The sequence below is a fragment of the Amycolatopsis sp. La24 genome (assembly GCF_029087445.1).
Lineage (GTDB): Bacteria > Actinomycetota > Actinomycetes > Mycobacteriales > Pseudonocardiaceae > Amycolatopsis > Amycolatopsis nivea.
In genome coordinates this window covers 1-9,435 of the sequence record NZ_JARACH010000119.1, presented here as the reverse complement: position 1 = coordinate 9,435, position 9,435 = coordinate 1, and the positions used below count along the sequence as shown (strand labels likewise).

The 9,435-nt window shown below is 67.4% G+C and carries 8 protein-coding genes and 2 tRNA genes; 6 read left to right on the top strand and 4 right to left on the bottom strand.

Features of this window, described 5'->3' with window-relative positions; translation table 11 throughout:
• The first annotated feature begins 595 nt into the window (after nucleotides 1-595).
• The 5 genes from PUT80_RS45640 to PUT80_RS45620 all read left to right on the top strand — a co-directional run bounded on the left by PUT80_RS45640 (nucleotide 596) and on the right by PUT80_RS45620 (nucleotide 5,651).
• Nucleotides 596-1,219 carry an HU family DNA-binding protein gene (locus PUT80_RS45640; protein ID WP_037811736.1) on the top strand — a complete coding sequence of 208 codons (624 nt, stop codon included), beginning with the start codon at nucleotides 596-598 and terminating at the stop codon, nucleotides 1,217-1,219.
• Nucleotides 1,220-1,948: 729 nt separating this feature from the next.
• Nucleotides 1,949-3,175, top strand: a complete 1,227-nt coding sequence (locus PUT80_RS45635) for a glycine betaine/L-proline ABC transporter ATP-binding protein (RefSeq protein ID WP_051728871.1) — start codon at nucleotides 1,949-1,951, stop codon at nucleotides 3,173-3,175.
• Nucleotides 3,168-4,052: a proline/glycine betaine ABC transporter permease gene (locus PUT80_RS45630; RefSeq protein WP_037811739.1), complete on the top strand. Its 885-nt coding sequence runs from the start codon at nucleotides 3,168-3,170 to the stop codon at nucleotides 4,050-4,052. Before PUT80_RS45635 ends, PUT80_RS45630 begins: the two co-directional genes overlap by 8 nt.
• Nucleotides 4,053-4,085: 33 nt before the next feature.
• On the top strand, nucleotides 4,086-4,994 hold the full coding sequence (locus PUT80_RS45625) for a glycine betaine ABC transporter substrate-binding protein (RefSeq protein WP_275295854.1): 909 nt from the start codon (nucleotides 4,086-4,088) through the stop codon (nucleotides 4,992-4,994).
• A 156-nt stretch (nucleotides 4,995-5,150) separates the two neighbouring features.
• On the top strand, nucleotides 5,151-5,651 hold the full coding sequence (locus PUT80_RS45620; protein ID WP_051728872.1) for a MarR family transcriptional regulator: 501 nt from the start codon (nucleotides 5,151-5,153) through the stop codon (nucleotides 5,649-5,651).
• On the opposite strand, the gene PUT80_RS45615 is transcribed toward PUT80_RS45620, so the two are convergent.
• Nucleotides 5,648-6,136 (bottom strand): TetR/AcrR family transcriptional regulator, encoded by a 489-nt coding sequence (locus tag PUT80_RS45615; RefSeq protein ID WP_275295853.1) that lies wholly within the window; start codon nucleotides 6,134-6,136, stop codon nucleotides 5,648-5,650. The two genes, PUT80_RS45620 and PUT80_RS45615, sit on opposite strands and share 4 nt — an antisense overlap.
• Nucleotides 6,137-6,221: 85 nt before the next feature.
• Here PUT80_RS45615 and PUT80_RS45610 point away from each other — a divergent pair, with 85 nt between their 5' ends.
• On the top strand, nucleotides 6,222-7,277 hold the full coding sequence (locus PUT80_RS45610; protein WP_275295852.1) for an FAD-dependent monooxygenase: 1,056 nt from the start codon (nucleotides 6,222-6,224) through the stop codon (nucleotides 7,275-7,277).
• A 76-nt stretch (nucleotides 7,278-7,353) separates the two neighbouring features.
• Here PUT80_RS45610 and PUT80_RS45605 read toward each other — a convergent pair.
• The 3 genes from PUT80_RS45605 to PUT80_RS45595 all read right to left on the bottom strand — a co-directional run bounded on the left by PUT80_RS45605 (nucleotide 7,354) and on the right by PUT80_RS45595 (nucleotide 8,475).
• Nucleotides 7,354-7,426: transfer RNA gene (locus PUT80_RS45605), tRNA-Glu, on the bottom strand.
• Nucleotides 7,427-7,517: 91 nt separating this feature from the next.
• Nucleotides 7,518-7,589: transfer RNA gene (locus PUT80_RS45600), tRNA-Gln, on the bottom strand.
• A gap of 49 nt (nucleotides 7,590-7,638) precedes the next feature.
• Nucleotides 7,639-8,475, bottom strand: a complete 837-nt coding sequence (locus tag PUT80_RS45595) for an HAD family hydrolase (RefSeq protein ID WP_275295851.1) — start codon at nucleotides 8,473-8,475, stop codon at nucleotides 7,639-7,641.
• Nucleotides 8,476-9,435 lie beyond the last annotated feature (960 nt).

The window sequence follows — 9,435 nt, the reverse complement described above, 5'->3', positions numbered from 1 at the left end:
CCCCGCCAAGAACCGCCCTTCCCCCACAACCGATCCCACCGACGCGACGTCCCGTGAACCCAACGCACCCCGCCACCGAACCCAAACCCGGCACCGCGAACGATTCCGCCCCGCCGCACGATTCCCCCGCCGCCACGCCACCGACTCGATCGAACGACCTCGAGCCCCTCCCGCAGACCCTCCCGGCCGCCAACCACGACGCCCCGCGGAACACCTCTGTCGCCCAGCCCCCGCTCCGCCACGCCCGTGCGAGGCAGCCTTTTTCGCGCGGTTTTCGATCGTCCTCAGTAGACCGTCCGACCGCTGCACGGGCCCTCCGAGCGCCTCCGCCGAACCCAGCCACGACACCTCAAGAAAAGGCAAAACCGCAGGCCAGCGGCTGTCCACATGCGACTTTGCCGGTGCCGCAAGCACTCTCGCGGGTCTTCCGGCCAGTGAAAGAATCCGGCGCTTCGGGCGGCTCGCCCGCTCTCCGGTTAGCCGACACGGCAACGAAAAAGGCAGGTCCCGATTGGACTTGCGAAGTCTATGGGTGATAATGACTGCGTTCGGCCTGTATGGCCGTATAAAACAAGTTCTGGTTGGAGGAACTGGAATGGCCAACAAGGCCCAGCTGATCGAAGCTCTGTCGGAGCGCATCGGCGACAAGAAGGCAGCCGCGGAAGCCGTCGACGGTCTCGTCGACATCATCATCCGCACCGTCCACAAGGGCGAAAAGGTCACCATCACCGGCTTCGGTGTCTTCGAAAAGCGCGCTCGTGCCGCCCGCACCGCGCGCAACCCGCGCACCGGCGAAGCCGTGCGGGTCAAGAAGACCAACGTTCCGGCGTTCCGCGCGGGCACCACGTTCAAGGACGTCATCTCCGGCTCCAAGAAGCTGCCGAAGGCGACTGCCGTGAAGCGTGCGACCGCCAGCACCGCGAAGGCGACCGCCACCCGCGCCACGGCGACGACCACCACTCGCGCCAAGGCCACCGCCGCCAAGCCGGCCGCCACCCGCACCCGCGCCACCGCGGCCAAGGCTCCCGCCAAGGCCACCGCCGCGAAGGCCACCACCACCCGCGCCAAGGCGACCGCCACCAAGGCCACCGCGGCCAAGGCGGCTCCGAAGGCCACCACCACGCGGGCGAAGGCCGCCGCCAAGCCGGCCGCCAAGAAGACCACGGCGACCGCGAAGAAGGCTCCGGCCAAGCGCACCTCGGCCGCGAAGAAGAAGTAACTCCGCTTCTCCGGAAGCAGACCGCAAGCCCCGCCCGGCTTCTCCCCGGGCGGGGCTTGCCGCATCTCTGCCCTTTTTTCCCGCGCCGCATGCGCTCTCCGGCATTCGGAGCAAACGGCGCACGGACGACCCCGATTCCCCAGCAGCGCGTCGACCGTCAAGATCCGTTGGCACGCTTGCCCGTACGGCTCTCCCGGACCGTGAAGCGACAGCTGGGTCGCAGCGGCGGGCATTGTCCCCGCCGCATCACAACGGCGCAGCGCGAAGGAAATCGAGGGAACGCCTCTGCGTTTTCCCGATCGCACCGGCCATCTCGCCGCCGCCTCCAGTCGATCACCTGTTCCCCCAAGCAAGTGCGAACGCCCGCGCGAAACGGTCTCCGGGGTTTCCTTGCCGTGTCCGGCCCGGCACCATGCGTGGCCGCCAGGTGTCCGCGATCACCCAGGCCGCGCAAGGTCCACAACAGACTTTCGGGTTGTTATGCGAACGTGACAACCACGCACTGTCGCCACCGGTAATCCAGTCGGGCGAACCGGCGAATCCGGACTGGTTTCGCCAGCGCACACCGTCTTTTCCCCGCCGCCGCACCGGTGTCTCGCGGGCGCGCGCACCGCGCCCGCGAAAGTGGGTGCCGGGCCACGAAAACCGGCCGTCATCGGTGAAGCGGTCGCGCGATCGGCTCCGATCACTGTTGGTCTATGCAATCATGACGCCCGGCAAGGACCCCGAATGCGAGAACATGAGACGACTGTGCCGATAGTTCGTGTGGAGAAGCTGTACAAAGTGTTCGGCCGCCGGGCGGAAGAAGCGGTCGGCAAGCTGGAGAACGGCGCCGACCGCGCCGAATTGGAGCTGCCCGGCGTGACCGCGGCGGTGATCGACGCCTCCTTCACCGTGGAGCGCGGCGAAATTTTCGTGGTGATGGGACTGTCCGGTTCGGGCAAGTCGACCCTGCTGCGCACGCTGAACGGATTGCTCCCGGCCACTTCCGGGCGGGTGCTGGTCGACGACATCGACCTGACCGACAAGTCCGCGAGCGAGGTGCGCGAGCTGCGCCAGCGGCGGATGAGCATGGTGTTCCAGCACTTCGCGCTGTTCCCGCACCGCACGGTCGCGGAGAACGTCGCCTACGGGCTGAGCGTGCAGAACGCTCCGCGCGAGCGGCAGCGCGAACGCACCGCCGAAGCCCTCGAGATGGTCGGGCTCACCGGATGGGAGGACCGGTTGCCCGGTCAGCTTTCCGGCGGGATGCGCCAGCGCGTCGGCCTCGCCCGCGCGCTGGCCGCGGACACCGAGATCCTGCTGATGGACGAGGCGTTCAGCGCGCTGGACCCGTTGATCCGCAAGGAGATGCAGGACCAGCTCCTGACGCTGCAGCGGCAGCTGGGCAAAACGATCGTGTTCATCACGCACGACCTCAACGAGGCCATGCGCCTCGGCGACCGGATCGCGATGATGCGCGACGGCCGGATCGTGCAGGTCGCGACCGCGCAGGAGATGCTCACCGAACCGGCCGACGAATACGTCGCGAAGTTCGTCCGCGATGTCGACCGTTCCCGGGTGCTCACCGCGTCCGCCGTGATGGCGCCCGCGGACATCTCGTTCACCCCGGCCACGACCGTCGCCGAAGCGCTGGAAACGATGCGCCGGAACGAACTCTCCGGCGTGCTGGTGACCGAGGACGGCAAGTTCGCCGGCGCGGTCGACCGGCGCGCGGTGAGCGAAGCCGCCGACAACGGCACGGAAACGATCGCCGGCCTCGTCGACCGTTCCGCCGCGCGCACCAGCCCGGAAACCCAGATGGCCGAACTGTTCGGCCACGCCGCTTCCGCGCCCGCGCCGCTCGCGGTGGTCGACGCCGAGGGCGCGCTGCTCGGCGCGGTGACCCGGGAGGCGCTGCTGAACGCGCTGAGCTCAGGAGAAAACGACGAACAGGAGGTGAACGCCCGTGTCTGACAGCGTCCTCTTCGGCGATCTGCCGCAGATTCCCGTCGGCACCTGGTTCAAGGCGATCATCGACTGGCTGCAGGGCAACATCGGCCCGTTCTTCGATTTCGTCGAAACCGTCGTCAGCGGTGCGATCAACGGCCTTTCCTCGGCCCTGACCTGGGTGCCGTGGCCCGTGCTGCTCGTGATCTTCGCGGCGCTCGGCTGGTGGCTGCGAGGCTGGAAGTTCGGCCTCGGCTCGGCGATCGGGTTCGCGCTCATCGACAGCCTCCGCGAGTTCCCCTCCGCGATGCAGACCCTTTCGCAGGTGCTGATTTCCGGCGTGGTCGCGGTGGTGATCGCAGTGCCGGTCGGGATCGCGGCCGCGCGCAACGAAACAGTGAGTCGGATCGTGAAGCCGGTGCTGGACTTCATGCAGACGCTGCCCGCGTTCGTGTACCTGATCCCGGTCATCTTCTTCTTCTCGATCGGCGCGGTGCCGGGCGTGGTGGCGACTGTCGTGTTCTCGCTGCCGCCGGGCGTGCGGCTGACCGAACTCGGCATCCGCCAGGTCGACCCGGAAATGGTCGAGGCGGGCGAGGCGTTCGGCTCGCCGCCGCGGCGGATCCTGCGGGAGATCCAGATCCCGCTCGCGATGCCGTCGATCATGGCCGGGATCAACCAGATCATCATGCTGTCGCTGTCGATGGTCGTGATCTCCGGCATGGTCGGCGCGCCGGGACTCGGCGCCGAGGTGTACGCCGCGGTCACGAGCCTCAAGCTGGACTTGGGTTTCCAAGCCGGTCTCAGCGTGGTCGTGCTGGCGATCTATCTCGACCGGCTCACCTCTTCGCTCGGGGCGCGCTCGGCGGTGGGCCGCGCCCTCCGCCGGGCCGACGCGGCCTGATCCACCTCCACCGCAACGAGAAAGGACGAACGAGTGCGCACATCGAAACGCTTCGGCCGGATCATCGCCATCGGCGCCGCCGTGACGGCCCTGGTCGGCCTCACCGCGGCGTGCGGCGGCCGGGAGTCCCAGTCGGGCAACAGCCAGGAAGCCAAGAGCGTCACCATCGGCTACATCAACTGGGACGAGGACGTCGCCCTCACCAACCTGTACCAGGCGGTGCTGGAGGAGAAGGGCTACAAGGTCAAGACGCAGATGCTCGACGTCGGCCCGATCTACGCGGGTCTCGCGAAGGGCGACGTCGACCTGTTCCTCGACTCGTGGCTGCCCGCGACGCACAAGCAGTACTGGGACCAGTACAAGAACCAGCTCGAAGACCTCGGCGTCTGGTACGACAAGGCGACCCTGAACCTCGCCGTGCCGGACTACGTGAAGGACGTCAACAGCATCGCCGACCTCAAGGACAAGGCGAGCATGTTCGACGGCAAGATCACCGGCATCGAGGCGAGCGCGGGCGAGACGGGCATCGTGCAGAAGCAAGCGATCCCGCAGTACGGCCTCGACGGCGCGATGACCCTGCAGAACTCGTCGACCACCGCGATGCTGGCCGCGCTCGACAGCTCGATCAAGGCGAAGAAGCCGATCGTCGTGACGCTGTGGCACCCGCACTGGGCGTACTCGCGCTACCAGCTCAAGGATCTCCAGGACCCGAAGGGCGCGATGGGCAAGGGCGAGCAGATCCACGCACTGGGCCGCAAGGGCTTCGAGAAGGACTTCCCGGCGCTCGCCGGCGTGGCCAAGAAGCTGAAGATGTCGGACGAGGACCTCGGTTCGCTCGAGGACGCGATCCAGAAGGCTCCGAAGGGCCAGGAAAAGACCGCCGCCAAGCAGTGGGCGGATCAGCACAAGCAGTTCGTGGACCAGGCTTTCGCCGGTCTCTGAGCAGGCTCCGGAACGACCCCGCCTCCCGTTCGCCGGGACGCGGGGTCGTTTCTTTTTTCCGCCGACGGGTCAGCCGGAATGGCCCGATTCCGCCTGATTCGTTGCCCAGCACCGTTATCGAGCGGAATCCGCCGCGAGATGCGGCACACTGGGCATATGTCTCGCGCGCCGATCTCCGCTCGCACCGACGTACCCGACGACGTCGACGCGGTCACCGAAGCCGTGCTCACCGCTTCGCGGCTGCTCGTCGCGGTGTCCGCGCGGTCCATCGCCTCCGTCGGCGACCTCATCACGATGCCGCAATTCCGGCTCCTGGTGGTGCTGCATTCCCGCGGTCCGCTGAAACAGGCCGCGCTCGCCGAACATCTCGGCGTCACGCCGTCCACCGCGAGCCGGATGATCGACCGGCTGGTCGCCGTCGAGCTGGTCGCCCGCTTGGGCAACCCGTCGTCCCGGCGCGAGGTCGTCATCGAACTCACTCAGGAAGGCGACCGGATCGTCCGCGTCGTCACGCAACGGCGGCGGCGCGAAATCGCCGCCGTCGTGGAGAAAATGCCCGAATCGGCCCGCCGCGGCCTGGTCGACGCGCTGACCGCGTTCGCCGAAGCGGGCGGCGAACCGCCCGCCGGAAACCCGGCCGACTCCGTCTGGGTCTAGCTTTCCGCCGCCACCGCGCGAATCCCGTCGGTCACTTCTTTCGCCGACGGGGCCTCCTCCGGGTCGAGCAGCCACTGCACCATCAGCCCGATCACCAACGCGCTCTGCACCGCCCCGCCGACCCCGGTGCGCGCCTCCCGCAGCCCCTGCACGAGATGCCGGCGCACGTCCGGTGACCGCTCGGCCTGCACGAGCGCTTCCAACTGCGCGACCCACAGCGCCCGGTGCTCGCCGAAACTGTCGATCAGCCGGCTCAGCCCCTGCTCGGACAGGTCGAAGGACGAATCCGCGACCTGACCGCCCAGTTCGTCGACCGCCGCGACCAGCGCCTGCGTGAGCAACGCGTCCCGCGACCCGAAGTGATAGCCGATCGCCGCGTGACTGACCCCCGCAGCGGCCGCGATGTCGCGCACCGTCGTGTTGCCCCAGCCCCGCTCAATCAAGCAGCGCTTCGCCCCGGCCAGCAGATCCTCGCGATTACCCATGGCGCCCAGCCTAGCCGAAGTCTTGTCCAAATGGTTTATCCAAACGGTTTGACCAAATGGACAAACCTTGGCTACGGTCTCTCCCATGACCTCCTCGAACGTCCTGATCTCCGGCGCCGGCGTGGCCGGCGCCACCCTCGCCGAGCTGCTCACCCGCGCCGGCCACCGCGTGACGATCGTCGAACGCGCCCCCGCTCTCCGCCACACCGGTTACGCCGTGGATTTCCGCGGTGCCGCTTTCGATGTCCTCGCCGAGCTGGGCATCCTCGACGACGTCCGCCGGCACGACACGAAAATGACCGGCACCGCCATCGTCGACCGCGACGGCACCCAGGTAGACCTGCTGCCCGCCGAAGCTTTCGCGGGCGAGCTGGAGGTGCCCAAGCACGTCCTGAACGAGCTGCTGTACGCCCTGACTGTCGATCATGTCGAGTACCGCTTCGGCACCTCGATCACGTCGCTGACGCAAACTGAGGCCGCCGTGACCGCCGAACTGACCGACGGCTCCACGGAGACCTACGACCTGGTCTTCGGCGCGGACGGCGTGTACTCGAAGGTCCGCCAACTGGCCTTCGCCCCGCACTCAGCAGTACTGCAGCACCTCGGCCTTTCCGGCGCGGGCTTCACCATGCCGAACTTCCTGAACTTGGACCACAGCGGCCTCCTCCGCACCGCCGACGGCACCGCGGTCTACTTGTTCAACTCAGCGGACCCCGACCGCCTGACGGTCAGCCTGTCCTTCGGAACGACCTCAGGAGCCCTGGACCGTCTCCCCCGCGCCGACCAGGAAGCAGCGACCCGCGCCGCCTTCGCCGGTGACGCTTGGCACATACCGCGCCTGCTCGAGGCGATGTCGGAGGCCGCGGATTTCTACTTCAGCTCGAGCACTCAGGTGCACCTGGACCACTGGTCGACCGGCCGCATCGCCCTGGTGGGAGACGCCGGATACTGCGCCGCGCCGACGGCGGGCATGGGCACCTCGCAGGCCCTGCTCGGCGCCCGTTCACTGGCCCGGCACCTGGCGGATGCGGCACACCCGGAGGCTTTCGCCAAGTACGAAGCCGAACTCCGGCCGTATGTGACCGAAAACCAGGCGAATGGCCGCGCGGCGGCAGCGATGTTCGGCGGCACGCAGGAGTGATCGTGGATTGCCCTGGGTTTTCCCGTCGAATACAACAAAGCCCGGTTGATCTTTAATCGATCAACCGGGCTGGCTGTACCCCCGATGGGATTCGAACCCACGCTACCGGCGTGAGAGGCCGGCGTCCTAGGCCGCTAGACGACGGGGGCTTAGGAACTTCCCCGTTTCCGGGGCGTTTCTTGCGAGAGAGAACTTACCAGAAGCGATTTTCGCACTTCCGAGAGGGGGTCCTCTCTGCAGCTGGGGTACCAGGACTCGAACCTAGACTAACTGGACCAGAACCAGTCGTGCTGCCAATTACACCATACCCCAGTGAGGTACTTTCCCGGTTGCCCAGGTCAGTGCCGCACGAGAAGAAATACTAGAACATCCCGCCGCGGACCGTCGCAGCGGGGGTCCCCGCCGCCCGCGGGGCAGGCACGCCGACCGTCGCGTACTCCGAAACCAGCAGCTCAGGAAGCTCGCCGAGCCCCGCCACGGTGTGCACCCCCTCAGGCGCCCGCTCGCCGGTGCGACTGGTCCCGTCACGATCGAGCCAGACCGCGCCGAGCCCGGCGTCGAACGCGCCGATCGCGTCGGTGTCGAGCTTGTCCCCGACGTGCACCGTGCGTTCCGGCGGGCAGTCCAGCGCCAGGCAGACCGAGTGGAACATCACCGGATCGGGTTTCGCGACCCCGACCTCGCCCGCGATCGCGACGTGGTCGAAATACGACGCCAGCCCGAGTTCCGCGATTTTCTGCCGCTGATGAACCCCTGAGGCGTTCGTCACGGCGGCCAGCTGAAGCCCCGCGGCGCGCAGCCATTCCAGGCAAGGAAGAACATCGTCGAACAACCGCCAGGACCGAGCCAGAATCTCCCGCCGGCGCGCCTCGAACGCGCTCACTTGCGCGGAGTCGCCGAAGATCCCCAACTCGGCGAGGAAACATTCAGTACGCCGGTGATGCATGACGTCGTAACCGAGTTTTCCCGCGACCACGAGCGCGACGTGCTCCTCGGTGATCAAATCCCACAACGGCCAAAGATCGTCGCGCCCCGTGAGCGCGTGCAACGTACGCCGGATCGCGGCGGTGCAGTCGATCAACGTGTCATCGATGTCGAGGCAAACCAGACTCAACTCAGGAGGAGCCCACGGTTCGCGACCGGCAGCGGCCGGCGGGGCAGTACGAGCACGCGACAGAGCGGCCGGGGCGAAATCCACCCCGTGAGGCTAGGGCACTCGCCGCGTTCGCAACGCGGCCAAAAAGGTGATTACCCCAGAGCCGTTGCCGCTGACCGGCTCTACCGCCGGTGCACAAAGTGTCCGCCCCGTGACGTTCACCACCGTCCCAGAGGGCCGAGCGGGTGAAAGCCGCTTACTCCACGCTCCCCTTCGAAAACTTACCAATTCCGAACGGTCCCCCTCGGTGCTCGCCCCACTGCCCCCTCCCGCTTCCGCCTCGAAACCCTGTAGCCACAACCCTTTCCCCGCTCACAAAGTCGGCCGTCCTCAGCCGTGACTGTCCTCAAAGCAACAACAACCACGCATAAGTTCCGCGACCGAACTAACCACCCGAAATCCTTTCCGGAAATACCGTCGCCGTGATCTTTCCGGCCAGATGGCAGCGACCCCTCATCCCGCCGGAGATCCACATACGCGAACCACGTGCCATTACGCAAACTCCCCACATTCTGGCCTCCCGCGGACTACATCAACTCCGCTGCCGACACCAGCCAGTGGCAGTTCCCGTGCTCTCCCTGAAGACACCGCGCCCCGCCGATCCCGACCACGATCCCCGGTGGACAGAACCGACCCCACGCACGATCCCCGGCGGTAAAGCCGATCCCGCCCACGATCCCGGGCGGGCAAAGCCGATCCTGATCATGATCCCCGGTGGGCAAACATGCTCTCGACCGCGTCATTGCTAACCATCGCCGCTGAGGCAACCCCTCTCCCGCTCGCCTTGCCTGCCCGCCTCGCGTTGCATGCCTGCCTCTCGTTGCCTGCCTGCCTGGCCTACCTCACTTGCCTTGCCTGGTTCCCCTTGCCTGGCCCCCTTGCCTGCCTCGCTTGCCTCGCCTGCCTGCCTTGCCTGCCTCGCCCCCCCCCGAAGCCTCCGCCAACTCCGACCCCAACCGCACTCCCCGACACCCCCCCCACGCCCGCCCCCCACCCCCTCGG

Coding starts and splice junctions, on each gene's coding strand:
- PUT80_RS45640 (WP_037811736.1), top strand. CDS start 596: ATGGCCAACAAGGCCCAGCTGATCGAAGCTCTGTCGGAGCGCATCGGC.
- PUT80_RS45610 (WP_275295852.1), top strand. CDS start 6,222: ATGACCTCCTCGAACGTCCTGATCTCCGGCGCCGGCGTGGCCGGCGCC.
- PUT80_RS45635 (WP_051728871.1), top strand. CDS start 1,949: ATGCGAGAACATGAGACGACTGTGCCGATAGTTCGTGTGGAGAAGCTG.
- PUT80_RS45620 (WP_051728872.1), top strand. CDS start 5,151: ATGTCTCGCGCGCCGATCTCCGCTCGCACCGACGTACCCGACGACGTC.
- PUT80_RS45615 (WP_275295853.1), bottom strand. CDS start 6,136: ATGGGTAATCGCGAGGATCTGCTGGCCGGGGCGAAGCGCTGCTTGATT.